Here is a 24,216-nt window from a genome sequence, read left to right as displayed (position 1 = left end):
GCTTTGCCAGACCACAAATGCGACGCCGCACCCGGTCGCAATGGAAAGCGCAACGCCTGTCCAAAATACCGCCGACATTTCGCGGATCTCCCGTCTCAGGTGAGCGATCAGATCAGCTTGCCCATTGCTACCGCCGTGTCGGACATGCGGTTGGAGAAGCCCCATTCGTTATCATACCAAGTCAGGACGCGCACCAGCGTGCCGTCCATCACCTTGGTCTGGTCCATGTGGAAGACCGACGAATGCGGGTCGTGGTTGAAGTCGATCGACACATTCGGCGAATTGGTATAGCCAAGGATGCCCTTGAGCTGCTGCTCGGCGGCGCGCTTGATGGCGCCGTTGATCTCGTCCTTCGTCGTCGCCTTCTTCGCCACGAACTTGAAATCGACAACCGATACATTCGGCGTCGGCACGCGGATGGCGACGCCGTCAAGCCGGCCGTTCAGTTCCGGCAGCACAAGACCGACGGCCTTCGCGGCACCCGTCGAGGTCGGGATCATCGACAAAGCCGCAGCGCGCGCGCGATAGAGATCCTTGTGAAGGGTGTCGAGCGTGGGCTGGTCGCCGGTATAGGCGTGGATGGTGGTCATGAAGCCCTTGTCGATGCCGACCGCGTCATTCAGCACCTTCGCCACCGGCGCGAGACAGTTGGTGGTGCAGGACGCGTTGGAAACGATCTTGTGTTCCTTGGTCAGCTTGTCGTGGTTCACGCCGTAGACGACGGTGAGATCGGAGTTTTCCCCCGGCGCGGAAATCAGCACCCGCTTGGCGCCAGCGGTGAGATGTGCCGAGGCCTTCTCCTTGGAGGTGAAGATGCCGGTGCATTCCATTGCGATATCGACGCCGAGGTCCTTCCAGGGCAGTGTCGTTGGATCCTTGATCGCAGTGACCCTGATCTTGCCGTTGCCAACCGAGATCGAGTCACCCTCGACAGTGACCTCGCCGGGAAAACGGCCATGCACCGAATCGAAGCGCAGCAGATGCGCGTTGGTTTCGACCGGGCCGAGATCGTTGATCGCCACGACTTCGATGTCCTTGCGGCCGGTCTCGGCAATGGCGCGCAGGACATTGCGGCCGATGCGGCCGAATCCATTGATGGCGACGCGGACTGTCATCTCTAAAACTCCCGGCTGGCGTGGCTTGAATGACGAAATGTGGCTTCGATATAGCCTTTTTCGCCCCCAACTCAATTGCTATCGAGCAATTTGCGCGACAGGCGGTAAATGGCTGGCATGCACGCTCGTGTGAGCGGCCAGCCTGATGCAGCCAGGGAAAACCGGGAGGCGGCCGCCGGAGCGCCGCAGGCGTTCAGGAGCCTCCGAGTTTCGCCAGGGCCGCCGACGCCACGGCGTCCGGCGTGATGCCGAAAGCCTTGTACAGGTCCTTGTAGGGCGCGCTGGCGCCGAAGCCGGTCATGCCGATGAAGACGCCGTCAGAGCCGATGATCTCGTCCCAGCCCTGCCGAACGCCCGCTTCCACGCCGACCTTCACCTTGGCGTTGCCGATGATGGCGCGGCGGTGTTCAGAGGGCGCCTCCCGCAGCAATTCGAAACAGGGTACGGAGACGACACGCGCGGCGACGCCTTTCTGGGCGATCAGCTTGGCGGCCTCGATGGCGATGGCGACTTCGGACCCCGACGCGAAGATTGAAATGTCGGAGGGGCCATCCGGACCGGCAATTTCGTAGGCGCCTGCCGCGCAGATGTTGTCGGCATCGACGCCGGTGCGCAGCTGCGGCAGATTCTGGCGCGTCAGCGCCAGAATGCTCGGGCGATCCTTCGCCTGCAGCGCCAGTTGCCAGCATTCCAATGTCTCGACAACGTCGCAGGGTCGGAAGACAAGGAGATTCGGAATCGCCCGCAAAGCCGCCATGTGTTCGACCGGCTGGTGCGTCGGCCCGTCTTCGCCGAGGCCGATGGAGTCATGCGTCATCACGTGAATGACGCGCTCGCCCATCAGCGCCGCAAGACGGATCGCCGGGCGGCAATAATCCGAGAACACGAGGAACGTGCCGGAATAGGGAATGATGCCGCCATGCAGCGCCATGCCGTTCATGGCGGCGGCCATGCCGTGCTCGCGGATGCCATAATGGATAAAGCGGCCGGCATAGTCAGCGGCCGACAGCGTTTTCATCGACTTCGCGCGAGTATTGTTGGAGCCGGTGAGGTCGGCTGAGCCGCCAACCATTTCGGGCACCGCAACGACGAGGCTTTCCAACGCGAATTCCGACGCCGAGCGCGTGGCAATCTCTTTCGGTGTTTTTGCCAGCGTTTCCTTCACCGAGCGCACCGCGGCAGCCAGTTTTTCGGCCGGCAGCTCGCCCTTGATGCGGCGCTCGAACTCGCTGCGCGCGTCCGCGGGCAGGGAGGCAAGCTTCTTCTGCCACGCCTTGTGCATGTCCTGCGAGCGCTCGCCGGCCTTGGCCCAAAGGGCGCGAACGTCCGCGGGCACTTCGAAGGCTGGATGTTCCCAGCTGAGCTTCTTGCGCGCGGCCGCGATTTCATCCGCGCCGAGCGGCGAACCATGCGCCTTCTCGCTGCCGGCCTTGTTCGGCGCGCCGAAGGCGATCATCGTCTTGCAGGCGATGAGCGACGGACGATCCGAGACTTGCGCACGCTCGAGCGCGGCGCCAATCGCTTGCGGATCATGACCGTCGATGCGCTCCGCGCGCCACCCGGCGGCTTCGAAGCGCTTCACCTGATCGACGGAGTCGGACAGCGACAGCTTGCCGTCGATGGTGATGCCGTTGTCGTCGAACAGCACGATCAGCTTGTTGAGCTTGAGATGGCCGGCAAACGCGATGGCTTCCTGGCTGACGCCCTCCATCAGGTCGCCGTCGGAGGCAAGCACATAGGTCTTATGGTCGACGATCTCGCCGAACACCGCCGCGAGATGCCGTTCGGCAATCGCCATGCCCACCGCATTGGCAATGCCCTGGCCGAGCGGACCGGTTGTCGTTTCCACGCCCTCGGTGACGAAATTCTCCGGATGACCGGGCGTTTTCGAGCCGAGCTTGCGGAAGTTCTTGATTTCTTCGAGCGTGACAGATGCGTAGCCCGTAAGATGCAGCAGCGAATAGATCAGCATCGAGCCGTGTCCGGCCGACAGCACGAATCTGTCTCGGTCCGGCCATTTCGGGTCGGTCGGATCAAACTTCAGAAAACGCGAGAACAGCACGGTTGCGATATCGGCGGCGCCCATAGGCAGGCCGGGATGGCCCGACTTGGCCTGCTCAACGGCATCCATCGAGAGCGCGCGGATGGCATTCGCCATGCGGTCATGGTCAGCGCGTGACATGGCGGAAATGTCCGGTTGTGCGACGGCGGCTGCCGTCGAAGGTCTTGCGTTCATTGTGATTAAGGGCCGTTGACGGGCGGGACATAACACGCGAGGCGCACGAGTCCAACGCGCCGCGGCCCACTGCGGAAGCAATTTGCACAGCCCGGATGGGAAAATGGGGACGAGCCCGTTGGGAGCGTTGACGGCGTTGAACCAGCAAATTAGGCTTTTCGAGTTAAGACCTTGCCGGAAAAGAGTTTTCGTTTGAGGCAAGGTTCCATCCCGCGAGTAAAGGGACATGACCGATCCAAGCGCGATCGAGACTGCGACGCGGCGCCTGGCCTTGGCACTGGATGCACTGGAAGCTGCTGTCGAGCGGCGCCGTGAGGCAGACCACGGCGAGGAGCGGCTTGTCGCCCAATTGCATGCCTTGGGGAACGACCGCTCGCGTCTGGCCACCGAACTCGACGCCGCGGCCGCCCATGCCAAGCAACTGGAGACGACCAACCGCGAAATCGCGCGGCGACTCGATATCGCCATCGACAACGTGCGCACTGTAATCGAAGCCAACGACCGTTAGTGAGGTAGAGCCGTGGCGCAGGTGAATGTCACGATCAACGGCCGCAACTACCGGATGGCCTGCGAGGACGGACAGGAAGACCACCTGATGCGCCTCGCCGGCGACATCGATGCGCGCATCGAGGATTTGCGCGGCAACTTTGGTGAAGTCGGCGATTCACGGCTTACGGTCATGGCGGCGCTGACGGTCGCCGATGAACTGGTCGAGGCCGGAAAGAAGATCCGCCGGCTTGAGGAAGAACTTGCCGGCATGCAGGATGGGCGCGTGCTCGCCGCCGAGCGGGCGCAGCAGACCCAGGCGGCCATCATCGCCGCCCTGAACGCGGCGTCCGAGCGCATTGAGGGCATCACCAGGACGCTCAACCAGACTGTCAGTAACGGCAACGGGACAGCGCTCGGCGGGTAGTGGCGGGGCACGCGGTTCGGTACTACATTGGTCGCGCGGTGCTGCGGAGTGCGACGGATATTCATACTCCCGGGGCCTTACGATCCTGAAGGGAGCTGTCCCTGACCGGGCCCGTGGGCTCGGACATATGGCGCCCACCTACTTCTGTAGGTTCCCGGGGTCGCAAATCCGACGGCTCACGCGGCCCGCACCCGTTCTTTTCTCATCGCGTTGCGGCCGTCATCCTTCGAGGCTCGTTCGCTTCGCTCACTGCATCCCGGATGACGGTTTAAGCTAATGACTGAAATTGCCGAGGCCATTGATCTCAAGGCCGCTCTTCGCCGCGAAGCTTTCACCCGCCGCGATGCGTTGCCGGCGGCCGATCGCACAGCCGCCGCACAAACAATCGCCACGCGGCCTTTTCCCATGGCCGTGCCGCAAGGCGCGATCGTGTCCGGCTATTCGCCGATGAAGAGCGAATTCAACCCGGTCCCGCTGATGCGCAAGCTGGCAGATGCCGGCGCACAACTCGCGCTGCCGGTGGTCGCCGGCCGTGGCAAGCCGCTCACCATGCGCGCATGGTCCTTCGGCGAAGAGCTTGGTTCCGGCGTCTGGGGCATCCGTGAGCCAAAGGCCGACGCACCGGAAGTTTTCCCTGACATCCTGCTTGTGCCGCTCGCGGCGTTCGACCGCAACGGTCATCGCATCGGCTATGGTGCCGGTTATTACGACAAGACAATCACCCGCATCCGCGCGATGAAGCCGACGATTGCCATCGGTGTGGCCTTTGCCGCGCAGGAAATTGACAGGGTGCCCGCGACCCCATTCGACGCCCGGCTCGACCTCGTGCTAACGGAGCGCGAGGTGATCGATTTTCGGAGTGTCGGCTAAGTGCGCATTCTTTTCATCGGCGATGTTGTCGGCCGCTCCGGCCGCGCCATTGTGAATGAGCGGCTGCCCGGCCTGGTCCGCGACTGGAAGCTCGATTTTGTTGTGCTGAATGGCGAGAATGCCGCCGGCGGCTTCGGCATCACCGAGACGATCTTCAACGAATTTGTTGATGCCGGCGTCGACGCGGTCACGCTCGGCAATCACGCCTGGGACCAGCGCGAAGCGCTGGTCTTCATTGAGCGCGCGCCGCGGTTGATCCGGCCGATCAATTTTCCCAGAGGCACGCCGGGCCGCGGCGCTGCGATGATCGACGCCAAGAACGGCGCGCGGGTTCTTGTGGTCAACGCGATGGGCCGGATCTTCATGGATCCGCTCGACGATCCTTTCGCGTCGGTGGAGCACGAGTTGAAAGTCTGTGCGCTCAAGCGCGAAGCCGATGCGATCGTGATCGACATTCACGCCGAGGCGACCAGCGAAAAGCAGGCCATGGGACATTTCGCAGACGGCCGCGTCTCGCTCGTAGTCGGCACGCACACTCATGCACCGACCGCCGATCATCAGATCCTGCCGGGCGGCACCGCCTTCATGACCGACGCCGGCATGACCGGCGACTACGATTCCATCATTGGCATGGTGAAGGACGAGCCGCTATCCCGCTTTCTGCGCAAGATTGCGTCCGCCAAATTCGAGGCCGCGACCGGCGCGCCGACCTTGTCCGGCGTCGCGGTCGAAACAGACGATGCCACCGGGCTCGCGCGGCGCGTAGCGGCGGTGCGGCTCGGCGAGCGGCTGGAAGAAGCGTGGCCGGTGTTCTGGGAATAATTTTGCAGTCGCAATGTTGTGATGCGGCGGTCACAAATTCGTCGCGGCTTCGGATTCCTTTTCGCGAGCAGTAACGCTCCGCAAATCATTCAGCAAAAGAGACAATCGACATGACACATACTCATCGATTTGATCGGCCCGATATTTCGCGCCGGCACATGCTGGCCGGCCTTTCGGCAACAGCAATGCTCGCCGCCAAGCCGTCCTTCGCCAAGGCGCCGATGCTGCACACGCAGGCACCGGCCTTCTATCGTTTCAATATCGGCGGCTTCGAGGCGACGGCTTTGTCGGACGGCCCGCTGCATCTTGGCGAGCCGCAATCGAATGTCTTTGCCGGGGTTGGCAAGGAAGATTTCACGAAGGCGCTCGCGGATAACTTCCTTCCGACCGACAATGTGAAGCTCGAGCAGAATGTGCTCCTGGTGAATACCGGCGAGCGGCTGGTAATGTTCGACACCGGCACCGGCTGGCAGAAATTGATGGGCCCGGATACCGGCCGCTTGCTCGCCAACCTGAAGGCCGCCGGCATCGATCCAAAGGACATCGACGCGATCGCTGTCACGCATGCACATCCCGATCATTGCTGGGGACTGCTGGGCGAAAATGGTGCGGTCAATTTCCCCAACGCGCAGATTTACATGGCGCAGGCCGATTTCGATTTCTGGACCGACGAAGCGAAGCTGTCGGTTGATGCGATCAAGGCATTCGTTGACGGCACCCGTAAGCAATTGCTGCCGAACCGTGAGCGCATCGTCTTCTTCAAGGACGGTCAGGAATTCCTGCCCGGCATTCAGGCGATGGCCGCACCGGGCCATACCGTCGGTCACACCGTGTTCATGATTACCTCGCAGGGAAAGACACTTTGCAATGCAGGCGATATCGCCCATCACCATATTCTGGCGCCGGAGCGACCGCGGCTGGAATTCGCCTACGACACCGACGGCAGGCAGGCGGTGGCCTCGCGGCTCAAGGTGTTCGATATGCTCGCGGCTCAGCGGATTCCGCTTCTTGCCTATCATTTCCCGTGGCCAGGATTGGGACATCTCGCCAAGCGAGGCGATGCCTATCGCTATTATCCGACGCCGATGCAAACGGCGCTCTGACCGCGCTGGCATGAGCCGTTAACTGCGGCGGGATAGGGAATTGCCCTTTCCCGTCGCATCATTTTATAAAGCCGCCGAATTCACCAGAAAGCGGTTCCGTCCATGGCAGGCCATTCACAATTCAAGAACATCATGCACCGCAAGGGGCGCCAGGACAAAGTGCGCGCCAAGCTGTTCTCCAAACTCGGCCGGGAAATCACCGTGGCCGCGAAACTGGGCCTGCCCGACCCCAATTTCAATCCGCGGCTGCGCGCCGCGATCATCGCCGCCCGCGCCGAGAACATGCCGAAAGACAACATCGAGCGCGCGATCAAGAAGAGCCAGGGTGCCGATACCGACAACTACGACGAAGTCCGCTACGAGGGCTACGGACCCGGCGGCGTCGCCATCATCGTCGAGGCGCTGACCGACAACCGTAACCGCACCGCCGGTGAGGTGCGCGCAACCTTCACCAAGAGCGGCGGCAATATGGCGGAGACCGGCGCGGTTTCCTTCATGTTCGATCATGTGGGCGTGGTCGAATTCGATCCCGCCAAGGCGAGCGCCGACGCAGTATTGGACGCCGCGATCGACGCCGGCGCTGATGACGTCGTGTCCGACGAGAACGGCCATGTCATTTACACCGCCCAGGATTCGCTCGCCGAAGTGGCCAAGGCGCTGGAAGCGAAATTCGGCGAGCCGCGCAAGGCGGCGCTGACCTGGAGGCCGCAGAACACGCTCGCGGTGGATGACGAGCAGGGCGAGAAAGTGCTGAAGCTGATCGAGACGCTCGAAGAGAATGACGACGTGCAGAACGTCTATGCCAATTTCGAAGTGTCCGACACGCTCATGACCAAGATGAGCGCCTGAATCGTCAGCGGATCACTCCGTCAAAGATCGGCAGCGCCAATAGTGCGGATATTGCGGTGATTAGATAAGCGACGCGACGGTAAGTCTGCTCAGCCGAATCCTTGAACATCCAGGCGCCGGCCGCCATCGTGAGAATGAATGTCGGGCCGAGCAGAAGCGCCAGCACGATCGTGTCGGTCGTGAACAATCCGCGGGTCCAGTAGGTCCCGATCGACACGATTTCGAGCAGAATGAAATAAACCATCAGATTGGCGCGGATCACGATGGCGCTGCTTGATCCGCCAAGCCAGTAAATCAGGACCGGCGGCGCGGCGATTTGCACCGCGCCTGCGCCCAGCCCGGACAGGGCGCCAGCCGCGAGCGAGTAGGGAAGCCGCGGCGTTACCCTGTAACGCCATCCACTCGCCAGAACCGACAGCAGCGCCATCACCAGCACGGCCATCGCCCAGCGCAGCCAGACCGGGTCCGCATATTGCAACGCGAGGGCTCCGAGTGGGATGCAGGCTACCGCGCCCAGCGTGACCGGCAGCAATTGAGCCCAGTTGCAGCGCCGCGCCTCGCGGATGGCAAAGGGTGTGCCGCAGGCAAAGTCGATCAGCAGCAAGGTCACGACGCCGATACGTGGCTCGTAGATGGCGCTGACCAGGGGAATGTAGATCAGCGCCGAGCCGAAACCCGAAAAGCCGCGCACGAGCCCCGACAGCGCCGCCACGCCGACGGCGAGCGCAAATCGCGGATCGGCGACGACCGCCGTGACGGTCTCGGCCAGTGGCGCTGCAAGCATCTGGATAGGTCCCACCAAAGATCACTGTGGTTAGCAGACAGCCCTGCTGCAGGCGACTTCCGCCTTTGCAGGCCGTCCATGTGTGACGGCCGGTTCCGGTGCTATTTCAGCAGCGTGCCCCACAACGGCATGCTGACGATGGCAGACAGCGCCACGATCAGATAGGCGACGCGGCGATAGGTCTTTTCCGATGCCAGATGGAACAGCCGTGACCCCGTTGCCATGGCGAAGATCTGCAGCGGCCCGATTAGCAAGGCAAGCGCCAGAATTTCGGGCGGCAACAGGCCGCGCAGCGCATAGGTCAGCACTGAGGCTGCCGAAAAGATCGTGAAATAGACGATGAAGTTCGCACGTACGATCGCCGCGGCGGCGGCGCTTCCCAGCCAATAGATGATGATGGGCGGTCCCGACATCTGCACCGCGCCGCCCAGGAGGCCTGCCAGCAGGCCGACGCAGATGGTCACGGGCAGAATTGGTCGGGCGTGATAGCGCCAGCCTGATGCAAGGATGAACACAACGATCCCGACCAGCGTGGAGATGGCCCAGCGCAAGGCTGTCGGATCGGTGTAGAGCAGAATCAGCGTGCCGAATTGCGCGGCGAGGACCGCTGTCACGGCCAGCGGAAGGATTTGGCGGAAATCGGCATGGCGCCAGACCTGCGGCACGAAGAACGCGCCGACCGCAAGATCGATGCTGACAAAGGTCGCCGCCGCGATCTGCGGCCCATACACGGCGCTCATCAGCGGAATGAAGATGAGCGCCGATCCAAAACCGGAAAAGCCACGCACGCCGCCGGCCAGAATCGAAATCGCCGCCGCGACAGGAAAGCGCGGATCGGCAATCACAGTTAAAAAAGTTTCAGCGATGGGGAATTGGGACACGGATCGGACCAGCGGGAACGCCTCTCTACCAGCGTTTCTTATGCCAGGGCAGGCGCGGACAGTTTTGTACAGATTTATTGGTGTGATTTATTGCGGGACATTCCGGATAATGAAACAGTTTGCGTCATCTCGCATCTGTCCGTAAGCAATATGCGGGTGTGGCGAGAGATTGCAGCCGGATGTTGGACGCCGCGAAGACATCTTCCACGAAGGGGCAATCTCACCATCCGTCGCTGATCGGCATTGCATCGGCGCTCGGTGCGATCTTGATATGGGCCGGCTGGATCGTCGCCACCCGCTACGCTGCGCAAACCCTGGACATTTCCATTGTGGCGCTGCTGCGTTACGGCATTCCGGCTCTGGCGCTGACGCCGCTATGGCTGCGCACCGGACTGATGCCGCGCGGTGTTTCAACGCGTGCGCTCCTCGCGCTGATTGTCGGTGCCGGCACGCCATTCTTCCTGGCTGCGGCATTCGGCATGCGATTCGCGCCGGCGGCCGAGGTAGGCCCGTTGCTGCCAGGCACCATGCCGCTTTTCGTCGCGCTGCTTGCAGGCCTGTTCTATCGCGAACACATGAGTGCGCTGCGCAAGGCCGGATTTGTTCTGATCGCTGCGGGCATTGTCGTGATCGTCGCGCCGCAAATGCTGGCGGCGCCGACCGACGCGATAGGCCATGTGTTGATCCTGGTCAGCGCCCTGTTGTGGGCGATCTACACCATCGCGCTGCGGCAGACCGGTCTCTCGGCCTTCGAAGCGACGGCGCTGATTTCGGTGTGGTCGGCGATTTCGATGCTGCCGTTCGGAACAATGCCGCTGATCGACGCTATCCAGCAGGGGCGGGTGGCAGAAATCACCCTGCAGGCGCTGGTGCAAGGCATCCTTTCCGGCATTGTCGCGACCATCCTGTTTGCGATTGCAATCCTGCGGCTCGGGCCCTCGCGCGCGGCCGCCTTCGCAGCGCTGCTGCCGGCTTTGGTTGCGATCCTGGCCGTTCCGGTCCTTGGCGAAGTCCCGGATGCGCTGGCCCTGATTGGTATTATCGCGGCTTCCTTTGGCGTCGCCTTTGCGAGCGGGGCTTTCGATCACAAAGCCGGCTAGCTCTGACGAAACCGGGCCGTTATCAATGCGGGGTGATCAAGGCATCGATTCGCATTCTCGGCATCGACCCGGGCCTCCGCCGCACCGGTTGGGGCGTCATTGCCTGCGAAGGGAACCGCCTCTCGTATCTTGCCTGCGGCTCGGTGGAAACCAGCGAACGCGCCGAACTGGCGACGCGGCTGGTCGCGATTCACGACGGGCTGGCACGCGTCATCGAAGAGTTCCGGCCGGATGAGGCGGCTGTGGAAAACACCTTCGTCAACAAGGACGCAGGCGCCACCCTGAAACTCGGTCAGGCGCGCGGCATTGCGCTGCTCATCCCCGCCCGCGCCGGCCTTGCAGTGGCGGAATATGCGCCGAACCTCGTGAAGAAAACCGTCGTTGGGGCGGGGCATGCCGAAAAGAAGCAAATCCGCGTGATGATCGGCGTGTTGCTGCCGAAAGCCGACCCGCAATCGGAAGACGCGGCCGACGCGCTCGCAATTGCCATCTGTCATGCGCATCATCGCGCAAGCCCGCTGTTAAGAGCTGTCGCACAATGAGCGTGCCGTTGGTCGATGAACACGGGACCCGCCGCGCCAGCAAGCGCGATCAGCGCGGCGTGCGCAATTTCGGACGGCTCCTGCTGTTCATCGCGGCGACGCCCTTTGCGCTCGGGCTTTACGGCTGCGTGATGGGCGCGCTCACGCTGCGATGGCCGCAAACGCAGGCGAAGATCCTCGGCTCCGACCTGCGCATCCATCTCACGCAGACGCGCGGCCCGGACGGGACGAGCCAGACCGATACACGCGCGACCGTGGACGTCGCCTATGCCTACAGCGTGAATGGCCGCGATTATACGAGCGGAGAGATCGAGCCCTATACGTGGGGCATGCAGAACTCTGCGCTGTCGCGTAAGCACAAGGAACGTTACCCGAAAGATGCAGTAGTCAGCGCTGCCTACGATCCGGAGAATCCCGCTATCGCCTATCTGGAACCGCGGCCAAGCGCGACCTCGATGATGTTTCTCGGCATCGGCCTGATCATGGGCCTGTCGGGCCTTTATGTTCTTTGGTGCGTCAGGCGCGGCATCGGGCGGATGGCGACATGATCGGCAAGCTCAAAGGCACGATCGATTCCTACGGCGAGGATTACGTCATCCTGGACGTGCACGGCGTCGGCTATCAGGTGCATTGCTCCGCGCGCACGCTGCAGGCGCTGCCGCCGCAGGGCGAAGCCGCGACGTTGTCAATCGAGACGCATGTGCGCGAGGACCAGATCAGGCTGTTCGGTTTCACGAGCGATCATGAGCGCGAATGGTTCCGTCTGCTGCAGACCGTGCAAGGCGTTGGCGTGAAGGTGGCGCTTGCGCTCCTTGGAACGCTGAAACCCTCCGATCTCGCAGATGCCATTGCCCTGCGCGACAAGGCGGCGGTGTCGCGCGCGCCGGGCGTCGGCGCCAAGGTTGCCGAACGCATTGTCACCGAGCTGAAGGACAAGGTTCCGGCCTTCAGCAATGTCGATCCGGCGGTGGTGGCTTTGGCGGGTGCCGTCGAGGAGAGCCGGGCGCCGCGTCCGGTGCTGGACGCTATCTCGGCTCTCATCAATCTCGGCTATGCTCAGCCGCAGGCCTCCGCCGCAATCGCGGCGGCGGCGCGGCAGGCCGGCGAGGGCGCCGACACCGCGAAGCTGATACGTTTCGGCCTGAAGGAACTGGCGAAGTAAAAGTAAGAGTGAAGAGACGCGTAACCGATGCTGACCAAAGAGGACCACGAATTGATCGAGGCCGCGCGCGAGGCAATCAGGCAGCGCTACCGCAACGACTGGCAGGAGGTCGGCGCGGCGTTGCGTACGCGCGAGGGCCGCATCGTGACCGGCGTCAACATCGACGCCTATCTTGGCCGCATGGCGGTCTGCGCCGAGCCGATCGCCATCGGCCGCGCGATCACCGAAGCGGGCGACAAGGGCATTGAGACTATTGTGGCCGTGCGTCATCCGAAACCGGAGGACACGGACCGCACCATCAAGGTGGTGTCGCCGTGCGGCATGTGCCGGGAGACGATCTACGACTATGACGCGAAAGCGCGCGTGATTGTGCCGAACGGCAACAGCGAGGAGGTTGTGTCGATCGCCGATCTCTTGCCGAACAAATATACGCGCGGTCAGGCGGGCTGACATGGCGGCTCCCGGACGCGCGCTCCTGTCGGCGGAGAAGCGGGACGACGATCCTGCCGACGCCTCGTTGCGTCCGCAGCGTCTCGCCGAATTTGTCGGGCAGGAGCAGGCGCGCGCCAATCTCGAGGTCTTCATCCGCGCCGCGCGCGAGCGCAAGGAAGCGCTCGACCATGTATTGTTCGTCGGTCCCCCCGGCCTCGGCAAGACCACGCTGGCGCAGATCATGGCGCGCGAGATGGGCGTGAATTTCCGGGCGACCTCGGGTCCCGTGATTGCGAAAGCCGGGGATCTGGCGGCCTTGCTCACCAATCTCGAAGAGCGTGACGTGCTCTTCATTGACGAGATCCATCGCCTCAATCCGCAGGTCGAGGAAATCCTTTATCCGGCGATGGAGGATTTTCAACTCGACCTGATCATCGGTGAGGGTCCGGCGGCCCGTTCGGTGAAGATCGAGTTGTCAAAATTCACCCTGATCGGGGCGACGACGCGCGCGGGGCTTCTCACCAATCCGCTGCGCGATCGTTTTGGCATTCCGGTGCGGCTGAATTTCTACACCGAGAAGGAACTCGAACACATCGTCACGCGCGGCGCGCGCGTTCTCGGCACGGCGATTACCCCGGACGGCGCCAATGAGATCGCGCGCCGCGCGCGCGGCACCCCGCGCATCGCCGGGCGTCTGCTCCGTCGCCTGCGCGATTTCGCCCATGTCGAAGGCAACAAGCCGATCGATCGCGCCATCGCCGACAAGGCGCTTGGTGCTTTGGAAGTCGACAATGCCGGGCTTGATGCAATGGACCGCCGTTATCTCTCCACCATCGCGATGAATTACGGCGGTGGACCGGTCGGCGTCGAGACGATTGCGGCGGCCCTGTCGGAGCCGCGCGACGCGATAGAGGACATCATCGAGCCTTACCTCATCCAGAAAGGCTTCGTGCAGCGTACGCCGCGTGGTCGCTTGCTCACGTCCCATGCTTTCAGACATCTCGGCCTCGCCGAGCCGGCGCGCGATCCTGCGCAATTCGGCCTGTTCTCCGGCGATCAGGACGACTGATGCCGCCGATAGAAGTCGTCGCCGCATTGATCCGCAATTCCGAGGGAAAGGCGCTGCTGGTGCGCAAGCGCGGCACGCAGGCCTTCATGCAGCCGGGCGGCAAACGCGATGCTGGAGAAACCGACGAGGTGGCGCTGGCGCGCGAGATCGGCGAAGAACTGGGTTGCAAGGTCGTCCCCAACAGCGTTCGCCATCTGGGTGAATTCACCTGCGCCGCCGCGAACGAGCCTGGCCGCGAGGTCAAAGCAGTTGTCTACCGGGTTGAAGTGGCCGGCGACATCAAGCCCGCGGCGGAAATCGACGAGATCATCTGGGTTGATCCCGCGCACCCGGGGGCGCAGCTGCTGGCCCCGCTGACGCGCGACCACGTTCTGCCGCTGGCCATAGATCGAACCTTTTGCGGACTCCCGACACTAACTTCGGGACGTTCCGCAGAGGCTGCCATGAGTTTCGTCGACGACGCCGGGAAATGGTCGACTGAGCCGATCCCGGGCGCGACTGTGCCGGACGACGTGTCTCGGAAACTCGATGAGATGCCAGTCAAGTCTCTCGCTGCGCGCTGGCAGGAATTGCAATGCTTCGGCGTGAAGGATCGGACAGGGGAAAACTGGAAGGAACTGGTCTATTTTGATCATCTTCCGCACCGTCAGCCCGAGCGTGGCTTCGAAATGCTGCTCGAAGTCCTGAGATCTGGCGCAGAAGATGCGTTGCTGCTCGAACTGGGTCGGCGCGTGTTCGCCCCTCTTGTGAATCGTCATTCCGCGCTGCTCGTCGATCGCATCGAGCAGGAGGCGCGCACGAATGAGAGGCTGCGCTGGCTCCTGGGCGGCGCGTATTGGTGGGCAACGGACGACTCGATCAAGGCGCGTTTGGCGGCAGTGGCGGATGAGCACGGCTGGCGGGCCGCTCAGGATGCCCATGCTCTGCGAACAGCGCCGATTTCGTTTGAGTCCATGTCCGTTGCCGAACTCGCGCGCGCATGGGTTGAGCAGCACAGCAAGTCCAACAAGGATCGCGACGACAATTGGCACGCCCTCCGCGGCCATGAAAGCGGGCTGCTGAAATGCAATCCGGACATGGTGATCGACCTGATTCTGGAAATTTTGAAGATTGAGCAGGACCAAAGCCTGCTTGGTCTCTTGGCCGCGGGCTTGCTGGAAGACGTCATCAGCATGGACACCATCGATCGGATCAAGCGGGAAGCCAATGCCGATGACAAGGTTCGTTGGCTGCTCGGCGGAGTGTGGTATTGGAGCGAGCCTGAGCCGCTCAAGGCGCGGCTCGACGCGATCATTCAAGGGCGGCATTGGGACAACTGAGCCTGGGCCCGCCTCGGAGCCCGGAGCAGTGACGACAACACATCTCGACGGCGAAATCTGCGACGGCCGGCACATCCAGCCAGTGCGGGTCTATTACGAAGACACCGACTTCTCCGGCATCGTCTATCACGCCAATTACCTGCGCTTCATGGAGCGCGGCCGCACCAATTATCTGCGGCTGATCGGCGCCGATCATCGCAAGCTGTTCGAGGAAACGGAAAAGGAAGCGCCGGGATTTGCCTTTGTCGTGCGCTCGATGACGCTCGATTTCTACAAGCCGGCGGTGATGGACGATATCCTGCATGTCGTCACCGAACCCTCGGAGGTGAAAGGCGCGTCGGTCACTCTGCACCAGCGCGTGATGCGCGACGACGAGCTGTTGGTGGAGGCGCATGTGCGCGTTGCCTTCGTCTCCAACGGTCGCGCCAAGCCGATCCCGAAGCCGCTGCGCATTGCGATGAAGGCGGATCAGGAAGCGGGTGGAAAAATCGGTCACGCGCCTTAACTTGAAGGCATGACAGCTAGTCTTGCCTTTGCGCTGTTCGACACCGCCGTCGGCGCTTGCGCCGTGATCTGGAGCGGGCGCGGCATCGTTGGCGTGCAGCTTCTGGAACGGGACGGGCACGCAACCCACGAGTGTGTGCGCAAGCGTTTCCCGGGCGCCCTGGAAACAGACCCGCCGCACAGCGTGACGCAGGCCATCGCCGGAATGACGGCGCTGCTCGAAGGCAAAGCGAGCGATCTCGCCGCTGTTGCGCTCGATCTTGAAGGTCTGTCGGCGTTCAATCGTAAGGTCTATGCGGTCGCGCGTTCAATCCCGCCCGGCTCGACGCTGACCTATGGCGAAGTTGCCGAGCGTCTTGGCGACAAATCGCTGGCGCGCGCGGTCGGACAGGCGCTCGGCGAAAATCCAATCCCGCTGATCATTCCCTGTCATCGCGTGCTGGCCGCCGGCGGCAGAACCGGCGGCTTTTCTGCGCCTGGCGGAACCGTCACCAAGTTGCGCCTGCTCACGATCGAAGGTGCGCAGCCCGGCGGCCCGACACTCTTCGATCGCTTGCCGCTGCAAGGGCCGCCGCAGCGATAATGCGCGCGGCTGATGGCCATGCCATCGACGCAGCCGGCCGACTGATGTAAATGCCCTTTACATGGTCTGGTCAAAACATGGCGGACGCGGCCCGCGCGGCTATCATCACGGCAACCTGAAGGAAGCCTTGGTGCGCGCCGCGCTCGAACTGATCGCGGAGAAGGGGCCTGCCGGCTTCACCTTCGCGGATGCTGCGCGTTGGGCGGGCGTAAGCGCGGCGGCGCCGTATCGCCATTATCGCGACCGGGAAGACTTGTTGTCGGATGTCGCGCTGCGAGGATTCGTGGCCTTCGAGGAGCGTCTCTCGCGCGCCTGGGACGAGGGGAAGCCGAATCCACCTACTGCATTCCAGCGCGTCGGCAAGGCCTATCTCGCCTTCGCACGCGAGGAACCGGCCTTCTATTCGGCGATGTTCGAGGCCGGCATTCCGATGGACGCGACCCCCGAGCTGCGCGCGGCAGGCGATCGCGCCTTCGCGATCGTCCGCAATGCCTGCGAGGTCCTGGCTGGCGCCTTGCCGAGCAAGGAGCGCCCGCCTGCGCTGATGATGGCGCTGCATATCTGGTCGATGTCGCACGGTATCGCGTCCCTTTTCGCGCGCGGCGAGGGGTCGCAGCGCAAGCTGCCAATGTCGGCCGAGGACCTGTTGGAAGCCGAGGCGCTTATCTATCTCAAGGGTCTCGGTCTCGGCGGCCAGGCCTGATCCCGCCCCGCGGTCTCAAAAAAATCGCCCGCCCGTCCTTGACCGAGCAGCCTCTCTGCTCTATGTTAATGTTATTAACATTCACATGCCTCACAGGGAGACCAGGATGGCAACAGGCACCACAGCCGGCACCGCCGATACAGGCTGGGCCGCCCAGTTCAGTGAATGGGAAAGACGTGCCGCGGGATTGCCGAAGCCGGCGGTCATCGCCCTCGTCTTTATCGGCTTTCTGCTGTGGTGGCCGATCGGCCTCGCGGCATTGGCCTTCATGATTTGGAGCAGATCAATGGGATGCGGATATCGCGGGATGGAGCGCTGGCAGCACAAGGTGGATCGCATGCAGGCAAAGATGGACCGCATGCGCAGCGGCGGTTTCTGGCAGCCGCCGTCGTCCGGCAACAAGGCGTTCGATGATTATCGCGCGGAAACGCTGCGCCGCCTCGAAGACGAGCAGCGCGAATTCCAGGAATTCCTGGAGCGCCTGCGTTTCGCGAAAGACAAATCCGAATTCGACCAGTTCATGGCCGAACGCCGCCGAGCCTCGGATAATTCACCACCTGCCCCCCAATCGTGATCCGGGTTTCAGCGTTCTGAAACCGTCTGCGGCGCAAGCTGCGGGCGGTTTTTCTTTGTGCGCAGCTTGTGGCGAAAGCGTTACGAACTGGCACCACAACCGTCATTCCGGGTCGCGCTTGGCAATGCCTTGTCCTTTCGTCGTCCCCGCGGGAACGAGAGCGGCTGTCGTCACGCCATTTGCGGCTTTGGATTTTCGGGAGTCGTTCTTCAGATGCAATCTCAAATCGATCGCAATCTTGAGCGCGACCATGAACATCAGCGCGCCCGTCGTGCCGAGCGCAACAGCGAAGAAGCCGCCGATCAGGATCGTCAGATGCATCATGATGATGCGCGAATAGAATCCGCCGAGCAGCCTCTTTTCCGAAAAGGGATTGTCATCGCCGATCTGTTCCTTGCTCGGTGGAGAGCGAGAAAGGCGATCGCTCCCGCGACAAATGCGAACAGCAGCGGAATCCATGCGCCGGATTCCATAACAAAGACCCGCACGAAACTGATCGGCCCGCGCACAGTCTTGGTCCAGTCGCCGGACAATAGCAGCCACAGGAACAGGATGTGCACGCAGATGAACGTGGCGGCCATCAAGCCGAACAATTCGATCAGGTCGCGGTGCGTGGCCGGGCGCTCGACGCCGTTGATCTTGATCCTGCCGAGCAATTTCTTCGGGATGGTCCCGATGCGAGCAATCGCGAAAGCGGCGGCGATCACCGTCTCCACCCAATACAGCATCAGCATCTGGAACGGGTCCCAGTTCCAGTAAAGGACGCCCGCCAGAGGGAACAGATTGCCCGCGAGCGCGATCAGAGTATAAAGATTCAAAGAAGCCCCCGTTTTTATTGTATTTTTTTGTGTCGCGACTGCCGAAAACGTTCAATCGTGCTTTCCCTTCCCGTCTCACGATTGTAACCCTTCCTTAACCACAATCGGCGCTGGTTACGGTCTGAAAAGGCCGGTACGCGCCCTAGTTTGGCCAAGTTTCATGGGGATTTCGTGGGTCGCCTGTAGTGGACGGCGAAGTCATCGTGAATTCCGGGTCGGAGCGCGCTCCAGCGAGCGCCATCGGCGATCCCAATGGTCCGGCAGGGTGCGGCGCACGGAATCGGGCGAGCCGATCCGCAATGATGTGCCAATTGAGATGCTTCCGATGAGGATAATTCCATGAATCCTGCCGACGTTGCGCAGTCGGCTTTGCCGGTCTCCGCAGACCTTTCCATTTTCGGCCTGTTCCTGCAGGCGCACTGGGTCGTCAAGCTGGTGATGCTCGGACTGCTCGTCTGTTCGGTCTGGGTCTGGGCGATCGCCATCGACAAGACGCTGCTATTCAATCGCACACGCCGTGCGATGGATCGTTTCGAGCAAGCCTTCTGGTCGGGCCAGTCGCTGGAGGAGCTTTATCGTTCACTATCCTCGCGGCCCACGCATTCCATGGCTGCTTTGTTTGTGGCGGCGATGCGCGAATGGAAGCGCAGCTTCGAGGGTCAGGCGCGATCTTTCGCCGGCCTGCAGATGCGCATCGACAAGGTGATGGACGTCACCATCGCGCGCGAGATCGAACGTCTGGAACGCCGTCTGCTGGTGCTGGCAACGGTGGGATCGGCCGGTCCCTTCATCGGCCTGTTCGGCACCGTCTGGGGCATCATGAACAGCTTCCAGTCGATTGCCGCGTCAAAAAACACGTCGTTAGCTGTTGTGGCGCCGGGCATCGCGGAGGCGCTGTTTGCGACTGCAATCGGCCTTGTTGCCGCCATTCCGGCGACGATTTTCTATAACAAGTTCGTGGCCGAGGTGAACAAGCAGTCGCAGCGGCTGGAGGGTTTCGCGGACGAGTTCTCGGCTATTCTGTCGCGCCAGATCGATGAGCGGGGATAAGGGTCAGCCATGGGCATGAACAATGGCAGCGCGGGGGTGGGTGGCCGTCGCAGGCACAGCCGCAAGCCGGTCATGGCGGAGATCAACGTCACCCCGATGGTCGACGTCATGCTGGTGCTGCTGATCATCTTCATGGTCTCGGCGCCGCTCCTGACTGTCGGGGTGCCGATCGACCTGCCGCAGACCCAAGCCAAGAGCATGGATCAGGACAAGGAGCCGCTCGCGGTTTCGGTCGACGAGAAGGGCAAGGTTTTCCTGCAGGACAGCGAGATTTCGGTTGAGGAGCTTATTCCCAAGCTCAAGGCGGTGACCGAGGCGCGCGGCGGCATGGACGAGCGGATTTACGTCCGCGGGGATCGCAAGGTTGACTATGGGACGGTAATGCGTGTGATGGGACGCCTGTCGGCGGCCGGATTCCGGCGCGTCGCGCTGGTCACCGAGGTGGAGCAAGGATCCTGATCGGGGGATGAAGACGGGGACCACTATATCCGCGGCAGCCCATGTCGGCGTCTTGCTGTGGGCCGTGCTCGTATTCGACGTGAAACCGCTGGAAAATGCGGGCGCCGAATCGATCCCGGTCGATTTCGTCTCCGCCACCGAATTCTCGAAAATGACCGAGGGCGTGCGCAACGCCCAGAAGCAGGAAATGCCGAAGCCGCTGGTCGAGAAACAGGGCGAGAAAAAGCCTGTCCTCGAACAGGCGGAGAAGCTGACCGAGAAACAGGAAATCGTAACGCCGAAGGAGGCGACCCCGCCGCCTCCGACGCCTGAGCCGAAAAAGGCCGAGCCCAAGCCTGAGCCGGCGCCGAAGCCGGAAAAGGCCGAGCAAAAAAATCCGGAGCCCAAGGCCGATCCGATCGCCGAGGCGCTGAAGAAAGAAGAAAAAAAGAAGCCGGAAGAGAAGCCGACTGAGGCCAAGGCCGAGGCGAAGAATGTTCCGTTGCCGCAAAAGAAGCCGCCAAAGCCGCAACCGCCGAAATTCGATCCCGCACAGGTTGCAGCTCTGCTTGATAAGCGCGATCCGCAGCGTCATGCTGCGACCGGCGACACCATCAACCGCACCGCCTCGCTCGGTGCGCCGGGCGCCAATGCGCCGGAACTCTCGCAGAGCGAGCTTGATGCATTGCGCGCCCGCCTGATCCAGCTCTGGAACCCGCCGATCGGCATCCGCAATGCCGGCGACATGGTCATTCGTGTGCGCGTATTGCTGCGGCCGGATGGCACGCTCGCCGGACCGCCTTCGGTCTTGACCAGCGGCCGCGGTCCGATGTTCGAATCTGCCCGCGACAGTGCGATCCGTGCTATTTTCCGCGGCCAACCCTTCGACATGCTCAGGCCGCAAACTTACGAGACCTGGAAGGATATCGAGGTCACGTTCGATCCGCGTGATATGCTGTTCCGCGGATGAAGTGACAGATTGAAACCGATGAGCGGTTGGGATTCCAAGAACATGTCTTTGAAGTTGACGCGCCGGCGCATGCTGGCGATGGGTGCCGGCATGACTGCGGGCGCTTTCGCCGGATTGCATGCGGGCAGTGCGTTTGCCGCTCTCAAGCTGGACGTGACGCAAGGCAATGTGCAGCCGATGCCGATCGCGCTGCCGGATTTCGTCGGCGGTTCTCCGGCGGACAGCGAAGTCTCGCGCAATGTCACCGGCATCATCACCAACAACCTACGCCGTTCCGGTCTGTTCGCGCCGATCGATCCGCAGGCCTATATTGAAAAGATCGCCAACCCGGATGCCGTTCCGCGTTTCGCCGACTGGCGCGCGATCAACGCGCAGGCCTTGGTCACCGGTCGCGTCACGCGGCAAGGCGATGGACGGCTGAAAGCCGAATTCCGTCTATGGGACGTGTTTGCCGGCCAGCAGCAGGCCGGCCAGCAATATTTCACGTCGCCCGACAACTGGCGCCGCATCGGACACATCATTTCCGACGCGATCTATGAACGGCTCACCGGCGAGAAGGGTTATTTCGACACCCGCGTGGTCTTCATTGATGAATCCGGTCCGAAGGAACGTCGCATCAAGCGGCTCACCATCATGGATCAGGACGGCGCCAATGTGCGCTATCTCACGCGCGGCGATGAACTGGTGTTGACGCCGCGTTTTTCGCCGTCGACGCAGGAGATCACCTACATGGCTTTCGGCCAAGGCGATCCGCGGGTGCTCTTGCTAAACATCGAGACCGGCCAGCGCGAGGTCGTCGGCAATTTCCCCGGCATGACCTTCGCGCCGCGCTTCTCGCCGGACGGACAGCGCGTGATTATGAGCCTGCAGCAGGGCTCGAACGCCAATCTGTTCGTGATGGATTTGCGCTCGAAGGCGGTGTCGCGGCTGACGCAGACGCCTGCCATCGACACCGCGCCGTCCTATTCGCCGGACGGCACGCGCATCTGCTTTGAATCCGACCGCGGCGGCTCTCAGCAGATTTATGTAATGAGCGCGGGCGGCGGCAACGCGCAGCGCATCAGCTTCGGCGAAGGAACCTATTCGACCCCTGTCTGGTCTCCGCGCGGCGACACGATCGCCTTCACCAAACAGGGCGGCGGCCGGTTCGGCATCGGCATCATGCGCACCGACGGTTCCGGCGAACGTCTATTGACCGATGGCTTCCACAACGAGGGCCCGACCTTCGCGCCGAACGGACGCGTAATCATGTTCTTCCGCGATCCCGGCGGAAATTCTGGCCCCTCGCTCTACACAATCGACATCACCGGCCGCAACGAACAGCGGGTTCCGACGCCTTCATTCGCGTCGGATCCGGCCTGGTCGCCGCTTTTGTCGTGATTTCTTCCGTCTTCGCCCCAATTTTGGCGTTAACGCATAGGTAACCATCCCAAAAGCTTTATAAGTTTCCTGCGTTTTTCCTCTGCGTTTCAAGGCCTCGTCAAGGTTGATGGAACGTTCGTTTAACGAACGAGGATTAGACGGGAGGAAAGGGTTCGGTAAGACTTCGAGAATGGAGGCACCGGAATGACTCGTGCCAGTCGATTGCTCCGCGCGTTTGGCCTGGTGACAATGTTGGCGGCTTCGCTCGTCGTCTCCGCCTGCGCGAACAAGACTGACCAGGTCGGGGCCGCCGGCGCGGCGACGCCTGGCAGCCAGCAGGACTTTGTCGTCAATGTCGGCGATCGAGTCTTCTTCGAGACGGATTCTTCCGAATTGACTCCGCAGGCGCGCGCAACTCTCGATTCCCAGGTGCAGTGGCTGCAGCGCTACAGCCAGTACACGTTCACGCTGGAAGGGCATGCCGACGAACGCGGCACGCGTGAATACAACATCGCGCTCGGCGCCCGCCGCGCACAGACCGTGCGTGAATATATGGCCTCGCGCGGCGTCTCCCCGCAGCGCATGCGCACCATCTCCTATGGCAAGGAGCGCCCGGTCGCGGTTTGCGACAACATTTCTTGCTGGTCGCAGAACCGCCGCGTGGTCACCGTTCTCAACGCCAGTTCCTGACGCGCCGTCAACCTGACATCTGATTGCCGCTCGATACCCCGAATGGGGGTATCGGACGGCAGGTCGTTTGCTGGCCCCCGCAATGTTAAAAGGGGTGGTGACACTTTTGGCGGCCGCCCTCTGGCCGCTTGCCAAAGTTCCATCGCCGGTGAATCGTTGCGGGATGAAAGACCGCCCAAGACCGCTTTTCCGCACCACCCTCCCGGCCTTCGCCGCTCTGGCGCTGCTCGCCGCCTGCGAAGAGAGCAACCAATATGTCGCCCCGCCACCGCCCCAGGTCGCGGTCGCCAATCCGGTTCAGCAAAAGGTCACCGGCTATCTCGAAGCGACCGGCAGCCTTGCATCGGTCAACACCGTCGACCTCGTGGCGCGGGTGGCCGGCTTTGTCGAGGCGATTGATTACAAGGACGGCGCCACTGTGAAGAAAGGGGCGCCGCTATTTGCCATCGAGCGTGAGCCTTACAAGCTCAAGCTCGAGCAAGCGAAGGCGGCCGAGGCCGGCGCCAATGCCGCCCTCGTTCAATCGGAAGCGGAATTCAAGCGTCAGCAGGATCTGCAAACACGCGGTGTGTCCACGCAGGCAAATTACGACAAGGCGCTGGCGCAGCGCGACACCGACAAGTCGAATGTCGATCAGGCGCACGTCAACACGGCGACTGCCGCTATCAATTACGGTTACAGCCTCGTGGAGGCTCCGTTCGACGGCGTGGTGACTGCGCGGCAGGTGTCGGTCGGCGAATATGTCGGAGCCAGCGGGTCACCGACCAAGCTCGCGACTATCGTGCAGCTCGATCCAATCTGGGTGAATTTCAATGTGTCAGAGCAGGACGTACAGCGGGTACGCGCCAACCTGGCTCGCCGCGGCCTGACGGCGGCCGATCTCAAACAGGTGCCGGTCGAGGTCGGACTGCAGACGGAGAGCGGTTATCCGCATAAGGGCACGCTGGATTACGCGGCACCCACGGTTGACCCGTCGACCGGAACGCTGGCCGCGCGCGGCGTTATCGAAAATCCCAAGCATGAATTGCTGCCCGGATATTTCGTCCGCGTGCGCGTGCCGCTGGAATCGAAGGAAGCCTTGCTGGTGCCAGAAGTTGCGATCGGCAGCGATCAGGCCGGCCGCTATGTGCTGGTTGTCAACGCCGACAACATTGTCGAGCAGCGCAAGGTCGAGCCCGGATTTGTGGTCGATACTATGCGGGTGATCGAAAAGGGGTTGAAGCCCGACGATCGCGTGGTGGTGGACGGCGTGCTGCGCGCCATCCCAGGCCAGAAGGTGGACCCGAAAATGCAGACGGCTCAGGCCAAGCCGTCAAACTGATCTGGG

29 protein-coding genes and 1 other RNA gene are annotated in these 24,216 nt (G+C 62.3%); 24 read left to right on the top strand and 6 right to left on the bottom strand.

The genetic code is table 11. The features are described 5' to 3' along the window. Positions 1 to 107: 107 nt before the first annotated feature. Complete coding sequence (gap, locus tag RO009_00750) at positions 108 to 1,115, bottom strand: type I glyceraldehyde-3-phosphate dehydrogenase (protein ID MDT3683557.1); 1,008 nt, start codon at positions 1,113 to 1,115, stop codon at positions 108 to 110. A gap of 193 nt (positions 1,116 to 1,308) precedes the next feature. Then, positions 1,309 to 3,351, bottom strand: coding sequence for a transketolase (gene tkt, locus RO009_00745; GenBank protein ID MDT3683556.1), 2,043 nt, complete (start codon positions 3,349 to 3,351; stop codon positions 1,309 to 1,311). Positions 3,352 to 3,577: 226 nt separating this feature from the next. Here tkt and RO009_00740 point away from each other — a divergent pair, with 226 nt between their 5' ends. From RO009_00740 to RO009_00710, 7 genes are all read left to right on the top strand, one after another. Beyond that, positions 3,578 to 3,859, top strand: coding sequence for a DUF4164 family protein (locus RO009_00740; protein ID MDT3683555.1), 282 nt, complete (start codon positions 3,578 to 3,580; stop codon positions 3,857 to 3,859). A gap of 12 nt (positions 3,860 to 3,871) precedes the next feature. Continuing rightward, a complete protein-coding gene (locus RO009_00735) occupies positions 3,872 to 4,264 on the top strand; it encodes a cell division protein ZapA (protein MDT3683554.1) in 393 nt (130 codons plus the stop codon). 35 nt (positions 4,265 to 4,299) lie between these two features. After that, positions 4,300 to 4,454, top strand: a non-coding RNA gene (ssrS, locus tag RO009_00730) — 6S RNA. Positions 4,455 to 4,540: 86 nt separating this feature from the next. Next, entirely contained in the window at positions 4,541 to 5,134 is a 594-nt protein-coding gene (locus RO009_00725) for a 5-formyltetrahydrofolate cyclo-ligase (GenBank protein MDT3683553.1), read from the top strand. Then, complete coding sequence (locus RO009_00720; GenBank protein ID MDT3683552.1) at positions 5,135 to 5,956, top strand: TIGR00282 family metallophosphoesterase; 822 nt, start codon at positions 5,135 to 5,137, stop codon at positions 5,954 to 5,956. A 110-nt stretch (positions 5,957 to 6,066) separates the two neighbouring features. Beyond that, on the top strand, positions 6,067 to 7,059 hold the full coding sequence (locus RO009_00715; protein ID MDT3683551.1) for an MBL fold metallo-hydrolase: 993 nt from the start codon (positions 6,067 to 6,069) through the stop codon (positions 7,057 to 7,059). A gap of 102 nt (positions 7,060 to 7,161) precedes the next feature. Then, the gene (locus RO009_00710; GenBank protein ID MDT3683550.1) at positions 7,162 to 7,908 is read left to right on the top strand and encodes a YebC/PmpR family DNA-binding transcriptional regulator; all 747 of its coding nucleotides are present in this window, start codon (positions 7,162 to 7,164) and stop codon (positions 7,906 to 7,908) included. 4 nt (positions 7,909 to 7,912) lie between these two features. Here RO009_00710 and RO009_00705 read toward each other — a convergent pair whose 3' ends face one another. Together RO009_00705 and RO009_00700 are read right to left on the bottom strand one after the other, a co-directional pair. Further along, a complete protein-coding gene (locus RO009_00705) occupies positions 7,913 to 8,692 on the bottom strand; it encodes a sulfite exporter TauE/SafE family protein (protein MDT3683549.1) in 780 nt (259 codons plus the stop codon). A gap of 101 nt (positions 8,693 to 8,793) precedes the next feature. After that, positions 8,794 to 9,537, bottom strand: a complete 744-nt coding sequence (locus tag RO009_00700; protein MDT3683548.1) for a sulfite exporter TauE/SafE family protein — start codon at positions 9,535 to 9,537, stop codon at positions 8,794 to 8,796. Positions 9,538 to 9,752: 215 nt separating this feature from the next. Here RO009_00700 and RO009_00695 point away from each other — a divergent pair, with 215 nt between their 5' ends. From RO009_00695 to RO009_00645, 11 genes are all read left to right on the top strand, one after another. Further along, complete coding sequence (locus tag RO009_00695; GenBank protein ID MDT3683547.1) at positions 9,753 to 10,673, top strand: DMT family transporter; 921 nt, start codon at positions 9,753 to 9,755, stop codon at positions 10,671 to 10,673. A gap of 32 nt (positions 10,674 to 10,705) precedes the next feature. Continuing rightward, the gene (ruvC, locus tag RO009_00690; GenBank protein MDT3683546.1) at positions 10,706 to 11,215 is read left to right on the top strand and encodes a crossover junction endodeoxyribonuclease RuvC; all 510 of its coding nucleotides are present in this window, start codon (positions 10,706 to 10,708) and stop codon (positions 11,213 to 11,215) included. Continuing rightward, positions 11,212 to 11,763 carry a DUF3592 domain-containing protein gene (locus RO009_00685; GenBank protein MDT3683545.1) on the top strand — a complete coding sequence of 184 codons (552 nt, stop codon included), beginning with the start codon at positions 11,212 to 11,214 and terminating at the stop codon, positions 11,761 to 11,763. The genes ruvC and RO009_00685 overlap by 4 nt, the downstream gene beginning before the upstream one ends. Further along, on the top strand, positions 11,760 to 12,377 hold the full coding sequence (gene ruvA / locus RO009_00680; GenBank protein ID MDT3683544.1) for a Holliday junction branch migration protein RuvA: 618 nt from the start codon (positions 11,760 to 11,762) through the stop codon (positions 12,375 to 12,377). Before RO009_00685 ends, ruvA begins: the two co-directional genes overlap by 4 nt. 27 nt (positions 12,378 to 12,404) lie before the next feature. Further along, positions 12,405 to 12,827, top strand: coding sequence for a cytidine deaminase (locus RO009_00675; GenBank protein MDT3683543.1), 423 nt, complete (start codon positions 12,405 to 12,407; stop codon positions 12,825 to 12,827). 1 nt (position 12,828) lies between these two features. Beyond that, the gene (ruvB, locus tag RO009_00670) at positions 12,829 to 13,878 is read left to right on the top strand and encodes a Holliday junction branch migration DNA helicase RuvB (GenBank protein ID MDT3683542.1); all 1,050 of its coding nucleotides are present in this window, start codon (positions 12,829 to 12,831) and stop codon (positions 13,876 to 13,878) included. Positions 13,879 to 13,904: 26 nt separating this feature from the next. Further along, positions 13,905 to 15,197 (top strand): NUDIX domain-containing protein, encoded by a 1,293-nt coding sequence (locus RO009_00665; protein MDT3683541.1) that lies wholly within the window; start codon positions 13,905 to 13,907, stop codon positions 15,195 to 15,197. 28 nt (positions 15,198 to 15,225) lie between these two features. Continuing rightward, positions 15,226 to 15,702, top strand: a complete 477-nt coding sequence (gene ybgC, locus RO009_00660; protein MDT3683540.1) for a tol-pal system-associated acyl-CoA thioesterase — start codon at positions 15,226 to 15,228, stop codon at positions 15,700 to 15,702. 9 nt (positions 15,703 to 15,711) lie between these two features. Then, complete coding sequence (locus RO009_00655; protein MDT3683539.1) at positions 15,712 to 16,284, top strand: methylated-DNA--[protein]-cysteine S-methyltransferase; 573 nt, start codon at positions 15,712 to 15,714, stop codon at positions 16,282 to 16,284. 61 nt (positions 16,285 to 16,345) lie between these two features. Further along, complete coding sequence (locus RO009_00650) at positions 16,346 to 16,987, top strand: TetR/AcrR family transcriptional regulator (GenBank protein MDT3683538.1); 642 nt, start codon at positions 16,346 to 16,348, stop codon at positions 16,985 to 16,987. A 106-nt stretch (positions 16,988 to 17,093) separates the two neighbouring features. Further along, positions 17,094 to 17,561, top strand: coding sequence for a DUF2852 domain-containing protein (locus RO009_00645; protein MDT3683537.1), 468 nt, complete (start codon positions 17,094 to 17,096; stop codon positions 17,559 to 17,561). A gap of 102 nt (positions 17,562 to 17,663) precedes the next feature. On the opposite strand, the gene RO009_00640 is transcribed toward RO009_00645, so the two are convergent. Next, positions 17,664 to 17,885: a DUF6498-containing protein gene (locus RO009_00640; GenBank protein ID MDT3683536.1), complete on the bottom strand. Its 222-nt coding sequence runs from the start codon at positions 17,883 to 17,885 to the stop codon at positions 17,664 to 17,666. Then, a complete protein-coding gene (locus RO009_00635; GenBank protein ID MDT3683535.1) occupies positions 17,882 to 18,379 on the bottom strand; it encodes a DUF6498-containing protein in 498 nt (165 codons plus the stop codon). The genes RO009_00640 and RO009_00635 overlap by 4 nt, the downstream gene beginning before the upstream one ends. Before the next feature lie 339 nt (positions 18,380 to 18,718). On the opposite strand from RO009_00635, the gene tolQ reads away from it, so the two are divergent. The 6 genes from tolQ (at position 18,719) to RO009_00605 (ending at position 24,210) form a co-directional block, all read left to right on the top strand. After that, positions 18,719 to 19,429, top strand: a complete 711-nt coding sequence (tolQ, locus tag RO009_00630) for a protein TolQ (GenBank protein MDT3683534.1) — start codon at positions 18,719 to 18,721, stop codon at positions 19,427 to 19,429. A gap of 9 nt (positions 19,430 to 19,438) precedes the next feature. Next, positions 19,439 to 19,888 carry a protein TolR gene (tolR, locus tag RO009_00625; protein MDT3683533.1) on the top strand — a complete coding sequence of 150 codons (450 nt, stop codon included), beginning with the start codon at positions 19,439 to 19,441 and terminating at the stop codon, positions 19,886 to 19,888. A 7-nt stretch (positions 19,889 to 19,895) separates the two neighbouring features. Then, positions 19,896 to 20,837 carry a cell envelope biogenesis protein TolA gene (locus tag RO009_00620; protein MDT3683532.1) on the top strand — a complete coding sequence of 314 codons (942 nt, stop codon included), beginning with the start codon at positions 19,896 to 19,898 and terminating at the stop codon, positions 20,835 to 20,837. Between the two features lie 42 nt (positions 20,838 to 20,879). Next, positions 20,880 to 22,217, top strand: a complete 1,338-nt coding sequence (gene tolB, locus RO009_00615; protein ID MDT3683531.1) for a Tol-Pal system beta propeller repeat protein TolB — start codon at positions 20,880 to 20,882, stop codon at positions 22,215 to 22,217. Positions 22,218 to 22,403: 186 nt separating this feature from the next. Further along, a complete protein-coding gene (gene pal / locus RO009_00610) occupies positions 22,404 to 22,889 on the top strand; it encodes a peptidoglycan-associated lipoprotein Pal (protein ID MDT3683530.1) in 486 nt (161 codons plus the stop codon). Between the two features lie 163 nt (positions 22,890 to 23,052). Further along, on the top strand, positions 23,053 to 24,210 hold the full coding sequence (locus RO009_00605) for an efflux RND transporter periplasmic adaptor subunit (protein ID MDT3683529.1): 1,158 nt from the start codon (positions 23,053 to 23,055) through the stop codon (positions 24,208 to 24,210). Positions 24,211 to 24,216 lie beyond the last annotated feature (6 nt).

This window comes from Pseudorhodoplanes sp. (assembly GCA_032027085.1).
GTDB lineage: Bacteria > Pseudomonadota > Alphaproteobacteria > Rhizobiales > Xanthobacteraceae > Pseudorhodoplanes.
This window is presented reverse-complemented; position numbering and strand designations above follow the sequence as displayed.